Here is an 18,620-nt window from a genome sequence, read left to right on the forward strand (position 1 = left end):
CCCCCCCTCTCTTTTTCCAATAATATCGAAACCTTCTACCGGAACATACGTAAGTAAGTTATAATTTTTTCTAGGGGGGATATTCATGACAGAATTTGGTCCTATGGATACAATGGATACAGGTTTTGACTTTTTTTCTTTATTTCCGGTCTTTTTTATTATTATTTTTGTTATTGTAATTGGAACGTTCATCGTGAATGCTGCAAAGGGAGTATCACAATGGAAGAAAAATGAGGATTCTCCACAACTATCTGTTTATGCAACAGTTAAAGGCAAGCGGACGCATGTCCGCGGTACACATCATGGGGATGATCATCATAGCCATACAAGCACCACCTATTATGCGACATTTGAATTTGATAGTGGAGATCGAAAGGAATTTCACTTATCTGCTTCAGATTATGCACAATTAGCTGATGAAGATCAGGGGACACTAACCTTTAAAGGGAGCAGGTTTTTAGGCTTTGAGAGATATTAATTGGGCCTTAGCTGTTATCCAGATAAGGATATATTTTTTGATGAAGGAGTACGGAAACGATGCAAACACCGGATATTATTGTCACGGGAAATAACGTATTTACTGGCACCACAACACTTCCTATTGCAGCTGCTATATTAATACATAATAATACAATCCTAGATGTTGTCGAAAAGGATTCGATTAGTGAATTTACTTCAAAAGAAACCAAAATCTATGACTTTGGAGATAAACTAATCATGCCTGGATTCCATGATTTCCATATTCATCTTCTTTTAGGAAGTATGTTGGAAAATAGTGTCCAGTTACAGAATGTTCACTCTGCCAAGGAAGCAGCAAAGCTTGTCCAAGAGTATCAGGCAAAACATACCGATTCACCACTCATCATAGGTAGTGGTTGGGATGATAATAGCTGGACAAATAAAGAGCCTGTCCATCGAAAGTATCTTGATGAAGTGGTTTCTGACGTCCCTGTTATTCTCTATCAAGCTGAATTTCATAGTGCATGGGTCAATACCGCTATGCTTGAGTTGGCTGGGATAACTCGTGACACTGAAAATCCTGAATTTGGTGAGGTTGTGAAGGATGAAAATGGGGAACCAACAGGCTTATTACTAGAACATGCTGTTGGACTAGTTACAAAGGTAATGCCAATGGATTTGGAGCATAAAGAACAACTGCTAGAGCAATTTTTAAAAGAAGCTGCTCGTTATGGTGTTACTTCTGTTCATGACTTACTTCGCTTACCAGAGATGAGCACAGAGGAAGCAGAAATCTACGCAGACTTCGAGAATAAAAATAAACTGACAGCCCGAGTTCACTTTGTCGCACCACTAAATGGCGACTTAAATGAAGCAAGAAGGCTTCGCGATCATTATCATTCGAATATGGTTCAGTTTACTGGTTTTAAACAATTCATTGATGGTGTTTTGACAAGTTATACCGCTTATTTACAAGAGCCATATTCCAATAAACCAGGCCTAATAGGGAGTACGGTTTATCCGGAAGAATTAATTAGAAAGTGGACGGTTGAAGCTGATAAAGAGAACTTCCGTGTGCGTTTTCATTGTATTGGGGATAAAGCAGTAAAACTCGCACTAGATACGTTTGAAGAAGCACAGCAACAAAACGGCAAAAGGGATTCTCGTCATGCTATAGAGCATATCGAAATGATTCGCGAAGAAGATATTCCTCGTTTTCATGAATTAGGTGTACTTGCATCTATTCAGCCTGAACATATTAATGGATCGTCATACGAGGTATTCACAGAGCTGATTGGCGAGGAACGAATGCAATTATATATGTTACAAAAGACACTTAAAGATGCTGGCGCTACCTTAGTTTATGGTAGTGATTATCCTGTTGTAGGGTTGAATCCTTTAACTGCGATATACCGTGCTGTTACTCGTTTAGATGATGATGGTGTAGTATGGAGTAAGGATGAAAAAATCACTCTATCTGAAGCACTAAAAGCATATACTTATGCACCAGCTTATGGTGCATTTCGTGAAAACGAATTGGGTACATTAGAAGCTGGTAAACTTGCAGACTTAATTGTTCTTGATCGCGATTTATTTTCTGTTTCGATAGAGAAAATCAAGACAGCAAGTGTCCTATTTACCATGGTAGACGGTAAAGTCATATTTGAAAGATAGGGTAGAGTCGCTCACACGTATGAGCGACTCTTCTTTCGATATTAAAAGATATTTTCCAAGACTACTTGAACAATAATGGCTAGCGTAACAATACGTAGAATCGGTTTCATATATCGCGGCTTTATTTTCTCTGCTAATCGAATACCAATCTGTGCTCCTATCACTGACCCACATAACAATGTTAGTGTAAGTCCCCAAAGTATTTTTCCAGAAGAGATATACATAGCAGCGGCACCGATACAGCTTGAAAAAGTAGCAAGTCTAACGTACCCAACCGCTTTTAAATAATCGACCTTTAAAAATGCAAACAAATAGAACATTAACGTTCCCTGGCCCGGTCCAAATAATCCATCATATATTCCAATACCGTAAAGTCCAGGTATACTTATTTTTGTTGGTTTTAGTACATTTCCTCCTGTAAAATTACGCTTCCCGATCATGGAGGTTAATAGAGCAAATAATAAGAGAACAATCGCTATGATATAAAGACTTCTGGAAGATAATGCATTTGCAATGAATCCACCACTGACCCCACCTAGTACACTTATTGGAATGATCCAATAGCAATCCTTCCAAGTTATCTTTCTTTGGCGTAACAAATGATAAAAACTAGAAAATGAACTAACCGTATTTGATACCTTATTCGCACCAATTGCTGAATGGATAGGCATTCCCATTAACAGCATGGTCGGTAAACTAATTAAACCTCCCCCACCTGCTACAGTACCAAGTGTAGTTGAGATAATACCTGTTAAAAATATGATGAGATACTCCATGCATACCACCTCCTACGCTTAGTATAGCTCTGTATTTAGATAAGTAAAAATACTAATATTTTATCCTTATTGATAATTATTACTTATATAGATAAACGAAGTTCATTTTCCCTTTTGCTTCAAAATAATAAAGCGCCAGAAATAATTATATTTCAGACGCTTTTATGACTATCTATTGTTTGTTAACAAGCTCTTTTAACTGCTTACTTAATTCACTTATTTCGGATACGGCTGTGTTAATGGAAGTAATTAAACTATGTTCCGTTTCCAAAGTTGACACGATTTCCTGTGTGGAGGATGCATTTTCCTCTGATATATTCGCGACATTCTCCAGTTGCTCTTGAATGCTGTTAAAGTTACCTGTAGCAGCTTTAATTTCATTCATCCCCCTGGATAGCTCAGAGTTTGTCCGTTTAAAGGTATTCATTAATTCTGTGAAGAAGTTCGAAACCTCATCTAATAGCTTCATTCCTTCTGCAGCAGCATGTTCCCCTTCTGTCGCTTTCTCTTGAGCCTCTTGTGACTTCTCAAATAGACTACTTGTTACTTCTGTAATGTTAACCGTTATATTCGCACTTTGTTCCGCTAATTTACGAACTTCATCTGCTACGACAGCAAAGCCTTTACCGTGCTCACCAGCCCGTGCTGATTCAATAGCAGCATTTAAAGCAAGTAGATTTGTTTGCTCGGCAATATCTTTAATCCCTTGAAGTAACTCGTTCACCTTACCTAGACTCTCTTGTAACTCTGCCACAGTTACGGTAGTCGTGCCAATCGTGTCGTTCACCGTTCGAATATGTGTATTTGCTTGTTGAATTTTTTCCCAACCAACTTGTACTTCTCCATTCATTAGGTCTGACTTTTCAACAATACCTTGCGAGATTTGAATCGTTTGATTTGTTTTTTCCAGTGAGGATCCCATTGATTCATTCACAATGCTAACACTTTCTGCTTCATCTTGAATTGCAGCAGCCATTTGTTGTACGGAATCAATAACCGCCTCACTAGATGCATAGATGGTTGAAATGTCCTTATTGAATTGACCAATTGTTTGATCAAGTGTATTCGCACTCTTTTCAATAGTACTGAACGTACTATTCAGTTGTTCCAGTAACTGATTTGCCTCTAGTTCCTTTCTAGTAGATTCGTCTACTAAGTTTCTCCCCCATTTGGTTAATAGATATAAAGCTACTAAGATACCATTAACGATGGCTATAACGGTGATAAAGCCTTTTAAATTACCATCTACTCCTAATAAATCTGCCGGACTTATAATATATAAAGCAATAATGCTAATATTAACCACTCCGCCAAACAGGAGAATTAATTCCTTTCTAAAGTACATTGCAATCATACCGATTGTTAAAAAGATTAGATAGTGCTTATTCAGTGCATACCCGTCCGATAGCAATAGCGCTACCACGACTAGGTTAGGAAGTAATCCAAAAATAAACCCTTTCACATAGGTCGGTATCGGTAAAAAGTAATTGATAATAGTAAGTATAATAACACCCAATCCCGCGATAATAATTCCGACACTATCTCCAACACCCTCTGCGATAACGACTGGTATAACTAATAGAAGAGCAATAGCAATTAAAATAAATAGATTAACTTTATGAACCCTTTTCGTATTATATGTATCTTGTTGCACAGACGAGTTCCCCCTCTTTTTAATAGATATAGGTATATCATACTATATCGGTAATTATTTCCATAGGGTTAAATTTTTAAATTTATAATCAAGTGTCGTTATTAATTGCTTTCTGTATTCTGTCATTAGTATAATTTACCTATAACTTATATAGTAGACAGATATTCAGGAGGGGTTTATATGAGAATTGGAATTATGGGAGCAGGTTCTTTAGGAACTATTATAGGGGCACTTATCTCCAAAGGTTCTGATGAAGTAGAGTTAATAGATGTTTACCAGGAACATGTCAACACATTGAATGAGGTTGGAGCAACCATAACTGGGACAATGAATGAAACAATTCGCGTAAAAGCGATTACACCGAAGGAAATGTCAGGAACATATGACTTAGTCTTACTACTTACGAAACAGGTTTTCAACCAGGATGTTGTAACCAATCTAAAAGGTTATTTACATAACGACAGTGTCGTATTATCGCTACAAAATGGTGTTCCCGAAGAGGATCTAGTATCCATACTTGGGGAAAAACATGTGATTGGCGGATCGGTTGAATTCGGTGCTACGTTTATCGAACCTGGTGTTTCTGAACTAACAACAGCGACAGAAGCGTTCAAAGGTAATGCATTCCAAATAGGTGAATTAGACGGTTCGATTTCAGAAAGAATCCAAGAGATTAAAAAGATATTGGATTTAGTCGGCGGGACTCATGTAACCGATAATCTTGTTGGGACGAAGTGGGCAAAACTACTTGTGAATGTTGCATTAAGTGGAATGTCAGCAGCACTAGGCTGTACTTTTGGGGAAGTCATCAAAGACGAGGCTGCCGTTTACAGTGCTGTGCGCCTTGCAGACGAAACGATCCGTGTTGCAGAAGCAGCTGGTGTTACACTAGCGCCACTATCTGGATTTGATTTAGGTATCTTCAAGCTTGTTGAAGATGAAAGTAACTTACCTATGGCAATTGGTTTTGCTAGAAAAGCTTTCGAACCTCAGGCACTATTAAGAGCTAGTATGCTTCAAGACCTCGAAAAACAAAGAAAGACGGAAATTGATTACATCAATGGTTTCGTAGTAACGAAAGGTAAAGATCTTGGTGTGGCAACACCTTATAACGATTTAGTCGTGCGACTAGTTCAAAAAGCAGAGGAAGAAAAAGCCGTAACATCATTTGAAGTAAATATTCCATTCTTCAAAGAGCTTATGCAAGGATAACTTATAAAGGGAACGATATGTATATTAGTACATATCGCTCCCCTTTTTTATCTATTCCAATGACGATGCATAGCAACTGCCTTTATAAAACGTTCCGCAAAGTCAGTAGCAGATCCATTTGTAATGACACCGGGTTTATTCGTATAGTTATTTACATCCAGCCACTTCTCCCCTTCTCCAATCGCTCCAATTGTCTTTTTATGACGAAAAGCTTCATCAAGGAAATACGCAGCCTTTTCGTTAAATGCCTTGTCTGTACTGCTCCCCCGCACCATAAAGACGGCATCATAAAGTACGGACTGTGCTGTATAAACATTTTGAGTCGCTTCTAAGGTCACACCGTTGGTTCCTTTGACCATTCCAAGGTCTTCACTAATGATTTCTGGTACTAACCCTGCTGTTATCCAAGCCCCTAACACCGTTTTTACATATGGACCATCAAAACCATCCGATAGGATAACAGCCACTTTCCTAGTTTTAGCAGACATTGGTGTATTTAATTGACTTAATGCAGGGGAAGCCTTAGTTACCGTTGAACCTCCTTGTGCTGGTGGTTCTACTCCAATATTTCTGGCAATAATCTGAGCTAACTCTAGATTAACATTCGCAAACAACTCAACATTCTGCTTTCGAACCGATTTGCTTTTTACCTTTCCTAATTCAAAGCTAAATGCATCAATGATATGCTGTTTTTCAGGAGCACTCATACTATTCCAGAACATCGTTGCCTGAGAGAAGAAGTCGGTAAAGCTTTTACTTCTGGCTCTTATTTTCTTACCTTCTACTTTTTCTTCATAGTGCTTATATCCGCCTTCTTCTGGTGATGCAGGTGCTGGCGTATTATTCGCTAAAGAATTGCGGTGGTAATTCACCCTTCCAACATTTATCGTTTGGCGATGATACCCATCACGCTGATTATTATGAAATGGACATATTGGACGATTAATAGGGATCTCATGAAAATTCGGTCCACCGAGTCGGATTAATTGTGTATCCACATAAGAAAATAAGCGTGCTTGTAATAAAGGATCATTGGTAAAATCAATTCCAGGTACAACATTCGCCGGATGAAAGGCGACTTGTTCCGTTTCAGCAAAAAAGTTATCAACATTTTTGGTAAGCTTCATTTTCCCGATGATTTTTACAGGGACCTCTTCTTCAGGAATCAGCTTCGTTGCATCTAACAAATCAAAATCAAATTTGAATTCATCTTCCTGTGGAACGATTTGCACACCAAGCTCGTATTCCGGGTAATCTCCTCTTTCAATCGCATCCCATAAGTCATTCCGGTGGTAATCTGGGTCAATTCCCATTAGCTTTTGCGCTTCATCCCAAATAAGAGAATGTGTTCCTAGTACTGGTTTCCAATGGAATTTCACAAAAAACGCCTCGCCATTCTTGTTCACGAATCGAAATGTATTAACACCGAATCCTTCCATCATACGAAAACTCCTTGGAATAGCCCTGTCAGACATAATCCACATGACCATATGTGCGTTTTCCGGATTATTCGCTACAAAATCCCAAAAATTATCATGTGCGGTGGATGCTTGAGGAATATCGTTATGAGGTTCTGGTTTAAAGGAGTGGACAACATCTGGAAACTTAATCCCGTCCTGAATAAAGAATACTGGTATATTATTAGCTACTAGGTCATAATTTCCTTCATCTGTATAAAACTTAGTTGCAAAACCACGCGCATCCCTAGCCGTATCCGCTGAACCTCTAGCTCCGTTTACTGTTGAAAATCTAACAAATGTCGGTGTCTTCTTAGAAGTGTCCGTAAATATTTTTGCCTTTGTATATTTCTCCATGCTTTCATATAATTCAAACTCACCATGTGCAGCAAATCCCCTGGCATGTACGACTCTCTCAGGAATCCTTTCATGGTCAAAATGCGTCATCTTTTCCCTAAAATGAAAATCCTCCATAATAGTCGGTCCACGGACTCCTGCAGTTAACGAAAGTTCATCCTCAGATACTTTGAGCCCTTGGTTCGTTGTCATGTACTTGCCCTTGTCTACTACTCGAAAAACATCTAGCTGCTCATCCTTTTCATTGGAGTTTCTTTTATCCGCCATTCTCCATACCTCCCCATTCATTGATATGATGAAATTACAAAAGATATCCATATGAATTGAACGGTACAAGTTAGAGAAATAATAACTAAAAAAGGAGTTGAATGTTGATGGGTGCTATTGAGCGCAGTGGTTACCGGTTTGAACCAGAATTTAGCGTGATCGAACAAAACGGTGCGATTCATGTATATCATAAAGGTGAATTTGTTGAGGAAATTAAGTTTAACTTCACAGGGAAATATCCTTTAGTTGATAAAATTGAGGAGCTGGTAGACGAATATTGTCAAGAACGAGGGTTGTAAGGGGGCTTTTCGTGTTATGTAACACTTTCGCTCACTAGCCTATTATTGTGGAGGGAGCAGTAACCAGCTAAGTGTCCAGCGAATCAGGAGCAAGTTTCAGCGGTTTCATTAGGTACTTCGGCGAGACCAGCCAAGTGTACGGCGATTTTCCTCACATTTTCGGCGATAACAGTGAAAATATCGGCGATTTGCTAGAATCAGATTCCGGATTCAAAAATAGATAAAAAGCCCACCTCACTGGTGGGCTTATGATACGATTTTATAGTTTTTATGGTTTATTACGGTTTTAATAGGCTCGTCCCGCACTTTATTATGTCCAATCTCTACAATAACCGAGTTTTCACGAACGATGAGAACCTCTCCTTTTTTCCCTTTATGTTCTCCATTCATAATCTCGATTTTGTCACCTACATTTGCTTTGTTTTCTGCCATGTCAAATACTCCTTTATATTGCTGTTTACACTGTTACTAGTATGACACATCATCGTGCATCAGATTCATCATTAAAATAAATACATTCCAACTAACCCGCATAAGACACCTACGATGACAACTGCTCCCGCAACGAATAGTAAGACTTTTGTTGGAAAGGACTTACCAACCATAATCATGGATGGTAGACTGATTGCCGGTAACGTTACTAATAGTGCCGCCGCTGGTCCGCCTCCTAGCCCAAATGCCATAAACGTTTGAATGATTGGGATTTCGGCAGCAGTCGGGATAACAAATAACATTCCTGCCATAGCAAATAAAATGATGGCAATTAGTCCATTTGCCGCTTCTGAACTAATTTCTGGAAATAACCAAGTTCGTGCTGCTCCTAATAAAAGAACAGATAAGATATAGGCCGGAACAATGTATAAAATCATGTTGCCCATCGACTTTATCCACCTCGATAAGAACGAACCTGTTTCCTCTTCTTCTACTTCTTCCATCATCTTATCAATCTCTACAGCGTCTACTTTTGGTGCAAAGCGATTTGCTAAGTAACTGATACCAAATACTATAATTATCCCAAATACTACCCGTAATAAGGTAAATTTCCATGACAGCACAAAAGTCATAAACACTAATGTGGCAGGGTTCAAAGTCGGATTACCCATCCAAAAGGCAAGACTTGCACCGATGGATGCTTTCCTTTTCCGTAGCCCAACTGCAACAGGTGCTGCACAACACGTACACATCATTCCAGGTAGAGACGCCACTCCCCCAACTGCAGTGCTACTGAAGTTTGTTTTACCAAGAACTTTTATTAGCCAATTAGTAGGTAATAATACCTGTATCAACGAGCCAAGTATAATCCCTAGAACAGCCGCCTTCCATACCGATTTAAAATAAGCTGCTGCATATTCTAAACCGCTTTGCCAGGAAACTTCATCCGTCATACCGCTAAAAATTGATTCTCCAATAGAATGAGTGGTTGCCGCCAAATCGGCTTTATGATAATAGGGAACCCATTTTACATACATCAATCCTAAAACAGCTATAAGTAAAAATACGAGTACAAATAACATTGTTTTCTTTCGACCCATTCTAGTTGAATGCGTGTTTTCTGCCTGAGTCATTTTCCTTACCTCCAAATGCACTAGCATCACGAAGATATAATTTTACCACATTAATTATAAAAACAGGTCTAATATTGCTTCTAGCGTGTCACTCTCGACAAGTACGTTGAGCCCAATCCCAATGAATACCACAGGAATTAGAATTCGTTCATATCGTTTTACGAGTTCATAAACATTTTTCATAGAGCCTAGTTTTTGACAAATTGCACACCATATCGGAACCATGATGACAAATGTAATTAGAGCTAGTAATAATCCCTGTGATTCAAGCGATGTAAAGTAAGGAATATAAATCGCTAATTCTTCAGCTCCTCCTGCAATTGCTATTAGAGTAACTCTAAGTGTGAGATTACTAAAAATTGCGGACTTCTGTAGGACCTCCCCACTTTCATCATCGTCATCTCTTTCCACTAACTCCATGATTCCCATGATTATTGGAAGCAATCCGATTAGGCCTGTCCATTTCCCAGTGAAAAGAGAAGTGATTCCGTACAACGCTAATAGTGCAACTACGATGATAAAAGTCATCCCAATTTGCTGACCGATATATACCTGCCTTATTTGATTATGATTTCTTGCATGAGCAAATATCAAGATTAAAATTATCATTTCATCGATTCCCGTAGCGATAAATGTCGTGATCATCGTTAGAATCGTAATCAAACTATCTCCCCCTGGTAAAGCTTGTACTATTAGTATAAGCAGTGGGAATCTTTCGTAGACCAACAATAGGAAAGGAACCTTAACGCGGTCGATTGTTAAAATTAGAAAGTAAAGCTACCCGAGAATATTTCGGGTAGCTTTAGGCTATTATTAGTTATTATCCCTACCAAAAGCTTTCGTCTTAATCTCCTTCTTCTCAAGGAAGTCTTCTATTGTTTTCTGCTCCCTTCCATTGACAACGTCCATTTTAGTCATGATGGACAAAATATCTACTTTAGGAAACTCCCCTTTATTCCCGTCATCACTGAAATCACGGAGGATTTCATCTAATTCATAAAGGACCTCATTGTAAGCTGTAATATACTGGCTAATTCTTTCAGCCTCGACTTGATAATCTTCCGGTAATGTATTATTGGACAGGTAGTTAGTAAAATTTTCATCATTTTCTTTTGTAAGCTTGGTTATTTGAGCAAATTTCTCTAATTCCTCCTCATTTAATTCCTTCCCCTCATAAATAATATCTTGAAATGGAGAACTGGCATTGTCTAATTCCTCATGGCTATCAAGGTATGTTTTTATGCTCTGTTTCATTTCCTCTTCGTCAATTACACTATTTTGTTTTTCAGAGGTGAAGATCTCACTGGGAACCTCTACGTGCTGGCTAGATAGAGATTTATCTTCTTTTGTGTCGATATCTTCTTCGTGTGAGCATGCACTTATAATAAAAAGAAACATCAAACTAACAATAATCTTTCTCAGCTTTTCTCCCTCCTTTGTTATGAATATGTGATCATGCCAATATTGAATTCTATCCGCTGCACCTCATAATGGTTTACATAAACACCATTACTGGTTATTAGAGTATCATGTGTGCCTGACGTTGCCTACCAGAAGTCCACTTTCAAAAAGGTACCTCATTAGGAAATTTTATCTAATTAGGATTATACTACTTTTACTAAAAATTAGAAATTTCTTAAACAAACACAAAAAAGGTAGTTGTCCAAATACATAAGACAACTACCTTTTAATTATTAAATTAAATCATTGGTTAATTCAATGAATTCTTTCGCATCTTGTCCCATCAATTCAATACCAGCTGCCCAGAAATCTTCGTTCGTAATATCTACATTCAAATGTTTTTGAGCAAGGTCTTCTACCTTCATTGAACCAGTATCCCGAAGTAATGCAATGTATTTGTCTTCAAAGCCTTCTGGATTCTTCAGATATTCTGCATAAATTCCTAAACTGAATAAATATCCGAATGTGTATGGGAAGTTATAAAATGGTACGCTATCGATAAAGAAATGAAGCTTACTACACCAGAAGTGCGGATGATAGCTTGATAAGCTATCTTCATATGCTTCTTTTTGTGCCGCTACCATTAATTCATTCAAACGTTTCTCCGATACAATGCCTTTTGCACGTTCTTCGTAGAATGCATTTTCAAAAAGATATCGTGCATGAATATTTAGGAACATTGCTGTTGCGTTTTCTAACTTAGAGTTTAATAAGGCAATTTTCTCTTCTTTTGATTTTGCATTTTCTACTGTCGCGTTTCCGATAATCGTTTCTGCAAAAGTACTAGCAGTTTCTGCCACATTCATCGCATACTGACGATTTAATGTTGGAAGATCTTTCATGACATGGCTATGGAAAGCATGTCCTAATTCGTGTGCTAATGTACTTGTATCAGATGAAGAACCTGTAAATGTCATGAATATACGTGACTCACCAAATTCTGGTAGGCCTGTGCAATAACCACCTGGACGTTTATTCGGTCTATCTTCTGCTTCCACCCAACGATTTTCTAGTGCATGCTTTGTAAACTCTGTAAGTTTAGGACCGAATGAAGCAAAATTTTCGATGATAAAATCACATGCTTCATCATAGGTAAAACTGGTAGAATTCATATCACCCAATGCTATCGGAGCATCAACATCCTGCCATCCCAATTTTTCCATCCCTAACAGTTTCGCCTTTTGATTAAGGAATTCAATAAAGGCACCTTTGTTATTAGAAACAGCTGACCACATAGCATTTAGCGTTTTATCTGTCATACGGTTGTATTCTAAAGGTTCTTCTAAATGATTATCGTATTGATGCTTCTTTTGTAATGTAATTCGATATCCATCAAGATGATTTAATGTATCCGCAAAAATCGGCCCATATTTTGTCCATGCCGCTTCCCAGTTATCAAATAGCTGTTTTCTCACTTCAGGGTCTGGATCAGCATACATTCTATTCATAGCCTGCCCCACAGATAGCTCGGTTGTTTTCCCTTCTTTATCCGTAAATGGAATCGTAATGATTGATACAACTGTATCATATAGATTACTCCAAGCTGCTAAACCATCTTTATTTAGCTCCGCAATCAATTCCTCTTCCGCTTCCGATAATAAGCGTTTCCCATCATCACGGGTTTCATTTAACGAGAAGGACACTTCTGCTAAATCCTTGTCTTCTAATAGATTATTCCAGTCTGTATCAGGAATCTCTACTAGCTTCTTCGTGAATGTATTGGATAGCTTTTGAACATCACTAAAAAGATTCATTATTTGTCCTTTAACAACATTCGCATGTTCATCATTTGTATAAGCATCATGCCACATTTGAACAAATGTAGAAGATTGACCAAGACCTTTTCCAATCGTTTCTTGTTTGGATAATATCGTTTTAAACGCATCTACTGATTGGGTTTGATAATCCCAATCACGTAAGAGTATTTGATATTCGTTGATTTGCTTCTCTATATCTTTTAATTTAACTTGTAATTCCTCTGATTTTGTACCGCCAGGGAAAATGCTTTCTAAATCCCAAGTATCTACATATTTCATTATTTTCACACTCCTCTTTCTACTATTGTAATCTTTTTAAAATTAATTGAAAACTATTTAAGCTATACTATATTTTGAAGACCTACCTCATGAATCTCTGTAAATCCTCAATGGTTGCGAACTCGTGACCGCTAATAGTAGAATGAACAGATATATTTCATCTCTAAAGGAAGTTGGTTATTAAAATGAAAGTAGTCGACAATATTGCACAATTAATCGGTGAAACTCCCATCGTAAAGCTAAATAGAGTAGTACCTGAAGATGCTGCAGATGTTTACGTTAAACTGGAGATGTACAATCCAAGTAAAAGCGTAAAGGACCGTGCTGCCTTTAACATGATACGTACCGCTGAAGAAAAAGGGCTCATCAAACCTGGCGATACCATTATCGAACCTACAAGTGGTAATACGGGGATTGGATTAGCGATGAATGCTGCTGCTAGGGGCTATAGAGCAATTTTAATAATGCCTGATAATAGCACTTTAGAAAGGAGAAGTTTATTACAAGCTTATGGAGCAAAAATTGTCTTAACACCTAGCGAAGAAAAAATGCCCGGTTGTATTCGAAAAGCATTGGAATTACAGAAAGAAATTCCGAATAGCTTTATCCCACAACAATTTGAAAATGAGGCGAATCCTGACATCCATCGTACAACGACTGCTTTAGAAATTTTAGACCAGATGGATGGCAAGCTCGATGCATTTGTTTGTACGGCGGGAACTGGTGGAACGGTTACCGGTACTGGTGAAACGTTAAAAGAAAAGTTACCCAAAATTCATATTGCTGTTGTAGAGCCAAAAGGTTCCCCTGTCTTATCGGGAGGAAAACCCGGCAAGCACAAACTAGTAGGGACAAGTCCTGGCTTTATTCCGAGAATATTAAATACAGAAGTGTATGATGAAATTATTCAAATAGATGACGAAGAGGCAATTACTATGCTGCGTCAATTGGCAACCATGGAAGGTGTTTTTATTGGGCCTTCTGGAGCAGCAGCCGTATATGCCGCAATAGAGGTTGCGAAAAGATTAGGGAAAGAGAAAAAAATAGTATGTATTGCACCAGACACGGGTGAACGTTATCTAAGTATGAATCTTTTTGATGAATAGAAAAAAAACACGGGAAGTATTTACTCTTCCCGTGTTTTAAAACTGATTATGAATTATTTAGCAAGCTCATAGATAGCTTGCGCATAGATTGCTGTCGCTAATAATAAATCATCTACAATCGCATATTCATCTTTTTGATGCATCACATCTTCGCGTCCTGGGAAGAGTGCCCCAAAGGCAACACCGTGATCCAATGCTCTAGCATAAGTTCCGCCACCAATTGCAAGCAGGTCGGCTTTTTCTCCTGTTTGTTCCTCGTAAACCTTTTGTAATGTCTTAATTAATGGGTCATCCTTTTTCACATAAGTGGGCTTAGAATCACTATACTTGTCCAGCATTAATCCTTTTTCTTCCAAAACCGAGGAAATCTTAGATTTACCATCTTCTATATTAAACGTCACAGGATAACGCATATTCAAGCCAATTCGCCCGCCGTTCTTTTGATCATAAGTCATCACACCGACATTGATGGTTAAGTCCCCAGAATCCTCATCCTCATAGGCAATTCCAAATACTTCTCCTCTAGACTTCTCATTAAATTCTGCTACAGTTGTCACGTAGGTTTTACCAGCATCATCTAAGTCTAAATTTTGTAAAAATCTAGCCATGTATATCCCTGCATTAATTCCATTACGTGGTTCAGCACCATGTGCACTCTTACCAACTAATGTCAGGATAAACATATCATTATCAGCTATTGCATCCCCTTCTAACTTTTCTTGTGTTAAATATGCTAAAAAGTCTTGAATAATATTAACCTGTTCGTCTTGTACTTTTATCTCCACTTTGGCATGATCAGGAACCATATTATATCTACGACCAGATTCAAATGATAATAATTCATATATTGATGTACGTTGCTCGGCTGTAGGAGATTGTACGATATCAAAGTCAGCTATCCCTTTTTCCGCAAAAATAATCGGAAAATCGGCATCCGGTACAAATCCAGTTGTCGGCATTTCTTCATGCTCAAAGTAGTGGTCTACACAACGCCAATCACTTTCTTCATCTGTACCTATAATAAGACGGACTCGCTTATTGATTGGGAGGCCCAGTTCTTTCACTATTTTCATCCCATAATATGCCGCAATCGTCGGTCCTTTATCATCACTTGAACCACGTGCATATATCTTTCCATCCTTTACAATTCCACCATATGGATCCATACTCCAGCCGTCCCCTTCTGGAACAACGTCAACATGGCCGAGAACACCAATTAGTTCGTCACCTTGCCCCATTTCTAAATGACCTGCTAGGTTACCAACATTTTTAGAAGTAAAACCATCCTTTTCTCCAAGGTCTAGCATGTATTGCAAAGCATCTTTTATCCCCTGTCCTAATGGAGCGTTTGCTGTAGCTTTTTCCTCATCTAATACACTTTTAATTTGCAAAAGTCCTTGCAAATCTTTGATAAAGTCGTCTTTTCTCTTCGTTACTTCATCCATCCAATTGACCTTACTCATCAATCCTTCACTCCTTTAATCATTTTTCAAACAAACGTTTGATACATTTTGTATTTTGTTTTCATATCTATTATTGTACATCTTCACACAGCATTTACATAATCGAAATACTCGTATCAACCAGATATAACTATAAATTTTCCTAAGATGAATTGTCATGCAGAATCATATTACAATTGTAACTATTTATTCCATACCACTTTCATTTATAATGAAGCTTAGTTAAATAGATTTATATAATGATTATTAAGGGGAGCTAGAAAGATGTATCTACTAAAGGGTTTGAGATATATTAATATACTTAAAATCGCTAGCCTCATGATATTCATCTCCATTATCTTTCCCCCAATCGCCGAAGCCAATAATGAGCTGGATAACTATTGGGAAATTCCTCTCCACCATATTCAATACGCAGAGGAATCATCTGGGGATAGCAAGAACACCAATCTAGTCTTTATACCAATGCATGGAACATGGTCCACAGATTTTCATCAGCAGAATAATAAAAACGGGTTCACTTGGCTTCGCTTTTCACCATCTGAGCTAAATCAATCTAGTAATCTAGGAGATAATCTCCACTTACTCGTCTATCCTAGTCCTTACTATTTTGAGGTCTATCAAAACGATTTATTAATCTATCAATTTGGTGAAATAGCAAATAATGATCTTCGTGAACGAGTACCACGTTTCGAAAAGATACCATTAGAAAATAGTACAGATGACGTGTATATACGCTTCAAAGGGAATTCACCATACCTCTACACGATAGGAACAGATGCAGGACTAGTAAACTACATCATGAAGGCTGATGCAATCAATATCATCAGTATTATTGGTTTCTTCTTTACTGGCCTTTTTGCACTACTTTTATATCTATATAATAGAAAAATCCGCATCATGCTTTATTATGGTTTATTTATTATCGTTCATTTTTCAATATGGCCAACCGCAAATTATCTATTATCGAAGCAATTGTTCATTCCGATGCCAACAGTTGTCCAGTTTTACCTAACCGTCCTAGGACAGATTATCGCTTTTTCACTATTGCTTTTCCTATTCCGAGAGATTGTATATCCAAAATATCGGAAATGGGTCCTTTGGTCTAATTGCCTATTTATAGGGACTGGTATTTCGGGCGTTCTAATTACAACTTTTTTTACTAACTTTGTAGCAATTCTCTTCCCATTACTAGGTATACTTATTGGGATTAATATGTTGATGATATTAATCGTTTCCATTTTATCTATTAAACAACAGAAGAATTCTGAGCTAGTGGTTTTCTCGATTGGACTTGTTCTATTTATAATCCTTGAGATTGTTATTAATATCGCATCAGCAACTAGCATGACAGGCATTGTAACAGTCGTAAAAATGATTAGACCATTTACGATTGTGTTACCAGGCGTACTCATTATTATGAATAGATATCGCCAAGCTGATAAGAAAGCACAGGAATATGCAGCTAGCTTAAAAGAGTTAACGCATAGGTTAGAAGTAGATAATCTAACTTTGGAAAATAGGGTTCAAGAAAGAACGAAGGAACTAGAAAGAGCACATCACCAATTAGTTGAAAGCATGCAGGAAGGTGCTATTGCTGCGGTAGAAATTGCAGCATTAGAAGAAAGAAATCGTATTGCACAAGAAATTCACGATATCGTCGGACACACATTAACAACTACTATTGTACAAATTGAAGCAGGTAAGAGATTACTAGAAAAACAGCCTTCTCAGGCGAAAGAAAGAATGGAAACCTCACAGTTATTAATTCGTAAAGGGTTAGATGAGATTCGTAGTTCTGTTCGGTTGCTAAAGGATGCGGAATGGAATTATAACTTAACGAATGCATTAAAACAGATTATGAAGGAATCAACTGAGTATGGTGGAGTTAACTTTGAATGTCATATCGATGTACCTCCAGAACTAACTATTATTCAAAAGAATTTTATTTATATGGCACTAAAGGAAGGCATTACAAATGGAATCAAGCATGGAGACTGTAAGTCGTTTTATTTTACTCTAAGGGAAGAGCATGATCAGATAGTCTTCCAATTAAAAAATGATGGTAAACCTTTCTCTCAGGATCAATTAGGCTTTGGCTTATCCACGATGAAAAAAAGGGTAGAAAGTCTGAAGGGAACCCTAACCATACGTTCCGAAGCAGAATGGAATTATGTTATCGAGATAAAATTTCCAATGTAGTCATCATCACAACAAAAGAGGCCGAGACGTGTTAACTACTATTATCTCCGGCCTCTTGATATACGACCCTAAAGTTCAACTTCTTTAATTACTCTTGCTGGATTTCCACCAACTACTACATTATCAGGTACATCCTTTGTAACGACAGCACCTGAAGCAATAACAGCGTTATTCCCTATCGTTACACCTGGATTAATTACTGCACTCCCACCAATCCATACATTGTTCCCTATCGTAATTGGCTTGGCATATTCTTTACCGGAGTATCGTTCCACTGGATGAAGTGGATGTGTTGCCGTATAGATTTGTACGCCAGGTGCAAGCATGCAATTATCTCCTATCCTCACCTCTGATACATCTAATATCGTACAATCAAAATTCGCATAGAAGTTTTCTCCAACATGTGTGTTATATCCATAATCAAAACGAATATTAGGTTCCATATATAGATTTTCCCCAGTTGAACCGAGTAAGTCCTTTAATAACCTTGTTCGTATTTCACCCTCCGTTTCTAATGTTTGATTGTATATTCTAACCTTTCGTCTTGCATCCTCACGATCCTTCAATAATACTGGATCTGCTGGATCATACATTTCTCCTGTTATCATCTTTTCTTTTTCCGTTTTCATATTGAT

The 18,620-nt window shown here is 37.8% G+C and carries 16 protein-coding genes; 6 read left to right on the forward strand and 10 right to left on the reverse strand.

The features are described 5' to 3' along the window. Nucleotides 1-85: 85 nt before the first annotated feature. Together G5W_RS0113035 and G5W_RS0113040 are read left to right on the forward strand one after the other, a co-directional pair. Complete coding sequence (locus tag G5W_RS0113035) at nt 86-478, forward strand: DUF2500 domain-containing protein (RefSeq protein WP_010097299.1); 393 nt, start codon at nt 86-88, stop codon at nt 476-478. A 59-nt stretch (nt 479-537) separates the two neighbouring features. Next, nucleotides 538-2,133 carry an amidohydrolase gene (locus G5W_RS0113040; protein WP_010097301.1) on the forward strand — a complete coding sequence of 532 codons (1,596 nt, stop codon included), beginning with the start codon at nt 538-540 and terminating at the stop codon, nt 2,131-2,133. Nucleotides 2,134-2,174: 41 nt separating this feature from the next. On the opposite strand, the gene G5W_RS0113045 is transcribed toward G5W_RS0113040, so the two are convergent. Both G5W_RS0113045 and G5W_RS0113050 read right to left on the reverse strand, forming a co-directional pair. After that, nucleotides 2,175-2,909: a sulfite exporter TauE/SafE family protein gene (locus G5W_RS0113045; protein WP_010097303.1), complete on the reverse strand. Its 735-nt coding sequence runs from the start codon at nt 2,907-2,909 to the stop codon at nt 2,175-2,177. A 172-nt stretch (nt 2,910-3,081) separates the two neighbouring features. Beyond that, nucleotides 3,082-4,563: a methyl-accepting chemotaxis protein gene (locus G5W_RS0113050; protein WP_010097304.1), complete on the reverse strand. Its 1,482-nt coding sequence runs from the start codon at nt 4,561-4,563 to the stop codon at nt 3,082-3,084. Nucleotides 4,564-4,743: 180 nt separating this feature from the next. Between G5W_RS0113050 and G5W_RS0113055 the strand changes: the two genes are divergently transcribed. Beyond that, the gene (locus G5W_RS0113055) at nt 4,744-5,775 is read left to right on the forward strand and encodes a ketopantoate reductase family protein (RefSeq protein ID WP_010097306.1); all 1,032 of its coding nucleotides are present in this window, start codon (nt 4,744-4,746) and stop codon (nt 5,773-5,775) included. 47 nt (nt 5,776-5,822) lie between these two features. On the opposite strand, the gene G5W_RS0113060 is transcribed toward G5W_RS0113055, so the two are convergent. Next, on the reverse strand, nt 5,823-7,856 hold the full coding sequence (locus tag G5W_RS0113060) for a catalase (RefSeq protein ID WP_010097308.1): 2,034 nt from the start codon (nt 7,854-7,856) through the stop codon (nt 5,823-5,825). A 107-nt stretch (nt 7,857-7,963) separates the two neighbouring features. Here G5W_RS0113060 and G5W_RS0113065 point away from each other — a divergent pair, with 107 nt between their 5' ends. Further along, nucleotides 7,964-8,155: a YbxH family protein gene (locus G5W_RS0113065; RefSeq protein ID WP_010097309.1), complete on the forward strand. Its 192-nt coding sequence runs from the start codon at nt 7,964-7,966 to the stop codon at nt 8,153-8,155. A gap of 246 nt (nt 8,156-8,401) precedes the next feature. On the opposite strand, the gene G5W_RS0113070 is transcribed toward G5W_RS0113065, so the two are convergent. The 5 genes from G5W_RS0113070 to G5W_RS0113090 form a co-directional block, all read right to left on the reverse strand. Further along, nucleotides 8,402-8,587 carry a DUF2187 family protein gene (locus G5W_RS0113070; RefSeq protein WP_010097310.1) on the reverse strand — a complete coding sequence of 62 codons (186 nt, stop codon included), beginning with the start codon at nt 8,585-8,587 and terminating at the stop codon, nt 8,402-8,404. Between the two features lie 71 nt (nt 8,588-8,658). Further along, nucleotides 8,659-9,720 carry a permease gene (locus G5W_RS0113075; protein WP_010097312.1) on the reverse strand — a complete coding sequence of 354 codons (1,062 nt, stop codon included), beginning with the start codon at nt 9,718-9,720 and terminating at the stop codon, nt 8,659-8,661. Nucleotides 9,721-9,774: 54 nt separating this feature from the next. Further along, complete coding sequence (locus G5W_RS0113080) at nt 9,775-10,383, reverse strand: cadmium resistance transporter (protein ID WP_010097314.1); 609 nt, start codon at nt 10,381-10,383, stop codon at nt 9,775-9,777. 150 nt (nt 10,384-10,533) lie between these two features. Then, entirely contained in the window at nt 10,534-11,190 is a 657-nt protein-coding gene (locus G5W_RS0113085; protein WP_337445671.1) for an NDxxF motif lipoprotein, read from the reverse strand. A 224-nt stretch (nt 11,191-11,414) separates the two neighbouring features. After that, entirely contained in the window at nt 11,415-13,217 is a 1,803-nt protein-coding gene (locus G5W_RS0113090; RefSeq protein WP_010097318.1) for a M3 family oligoendopeptidase, read from the reverse strand. Nucleotides 13,218-13,402: 185 nt separating this feature from the next. Between G5W_RS0113090 and cysK the strand changes: the two genes are divergently transcribed. Further along, entirely contained in the window at nt 13,403-14,323 is a 921-nt protein-coding gene (cysK, locus tag G5W_RS0113095; RefSeq protein ID WP_010097321.1) for a cysteine synthase A, read from the forward strand. Between the two features lie 53 nt (nt 14,324-14,376). On the opposite strand, the gene pepV is transcribed toward cysK, so the two are convergent. Continuing rightward, the gene (gene pepV, locus G5W_RS0113100; RefSeq protein ID WP_010097322.1) at nt 14,377-15,786 is read right to left on the reverse strand and encodes a dipeptidase PepV; all 1,410 of its coding nucleotides are present in this window, start codon (nt 15,784-15,786) and stop codon (nt 14,377-14,379) included. A 264-nt stretch (nt 15,787-16,050) separates the two neighbouring features. Here pepV and G5W_RS0113105 point away from each other — a divergent pair, with 264 nt between their 5' ends. Continuing rightward, complete coding sequence (locus tag G5W_RS0113105) at nt 16,051-17,985, forward strand: sensor histidine kinase (RefSeq protein ID WP_010097324.1); 1,935 nt, start codon at nt 16,051-16,053, stop codon at nt 17,983-17,985. Between the two features lie 68 nt (nt 17,986-18,053). Here G5W_RS0113105 and G5W_RS0113110 read toward each other — a convergent pair whose 3' ends face one another. Beyond that, entirely contained in the window at nt 18,054-18,614 is a 561-nt protein-coding gene (locus G5W_RS0113110; protein ID WP_010097326.1) for a sugar O-acetyltransferase, read from the reverse strand. Nucleotides 18,615-18,620 lie beyond the last annotated feature (6 nt).

Origin of the sequence: Ornithinibacillus scapharcae TW25, from assembly GCF_000190475.1 — a bacterium.
In the GTDB taxonomy this organism is placed as follows: domain Bacteria; phylum Bacillota; class Bacilli; order Bacillales; family Amphibacillaceae; genus Ornithinibacillus; species Ornithinibacillus scapharcae.

What these genes read in the sequence shown, in the direction of transcription:
- G5W_RS0113035 (WP_010097299.1), top strand. Translation starts at nt 86, where the DNA reads ATGACAGAATTTGGTCCTATGGATACAATGGATACAGGTTTTGACTTT.
- G5W_RS0113040 (WP_010097301.1), top strand. Translation starts at nt 538, where the DNA reads ATGCAAACACCGGATATTATTGTCACGGGAAATAACGTATTTACTGGC.
- G5W_RS0113045 (WP_010097303.1), bottom strand. Translation starts at nt 2,909, where the DNA reads ATGGAGTATCTCATCATATTTTTAACAGGTATTATCTCAACTACACTT.
- G5W_RS0113055 (WP_010097306.1), top strand. Translation starts at nt 4,744, where the DNA reads ATGAGAATTGGAATTATGGGAGCAGGTTCTTTAGGAACTATTATAGGG.
- G5W_RS0113060 (WP_010097308.1), bottom strand. Translation starts at nt 7,856, where the DNA reads ATGGCGGATAAAAGAAACTCCAATGAAAAGGATGAGCAGCTAGATGTT.
- G5W_RS0113065 (WP_010097309.1), top strand. Translation starts at nt 7,964, where the DNA reads ATGGGTGCTATTGAGCGCAGTGGTTACCGGTTTGAACCAGAATTTAGC.
- G5W_RS0113070 (WP_010097310.1), bottom strand. Translation starts at nt 8,587, where the DNA reads ATGGCAGAAAACAAAGCAAATGTAGGTGACAAAATCGAGATTATGAAT.
- G5W_RS0113075 (WP_010097312.1), bottom strand. Translation starts at nt 9,720, where the DNA reads ATGACTCAGGCAGAAAACACGCATTCAACTAGAATGGGTCGAAAGAAA.
- G5W_RS0113090 (WP_010097318.1), bottom strand. Translation starts at nt 13,217, where the DNA reads ATGAAATATGTAGATACTTGGGATTTAGAAAGCATTTTCCCTGGCGGT.
- cysK (WP_010097321.1), top strand. Translation starts at nt 13,403, where the DNA reads ATGAAAGTAGTCGACAATATTGCACAATTAATCGGTGAAACTCCCATC.
- pepV (WP_010097322.1), bottom strand. Translation starts at nt 15,786, where the DNA reads ATGAGTAAGGTCAATTGGATGGATGAAGTAACGAAGAGAAAAGACGAC.
- G5W_RS0113105 (WP_010097324.1), top strand. Translation starts at nt 16,051, where the DNA reads ATGTATCTACTAAAGGGTTTGAGATATATTAATATACTTAAAATCGCT.
- G5W_RS0113110 (WP_010097326.1), bottom strand. Translation starts at nt 18,614, where the DNA reads ATGAAAACGGAAAAAGAAAAGATGATAACAGGAGAAATGTATGATCCA.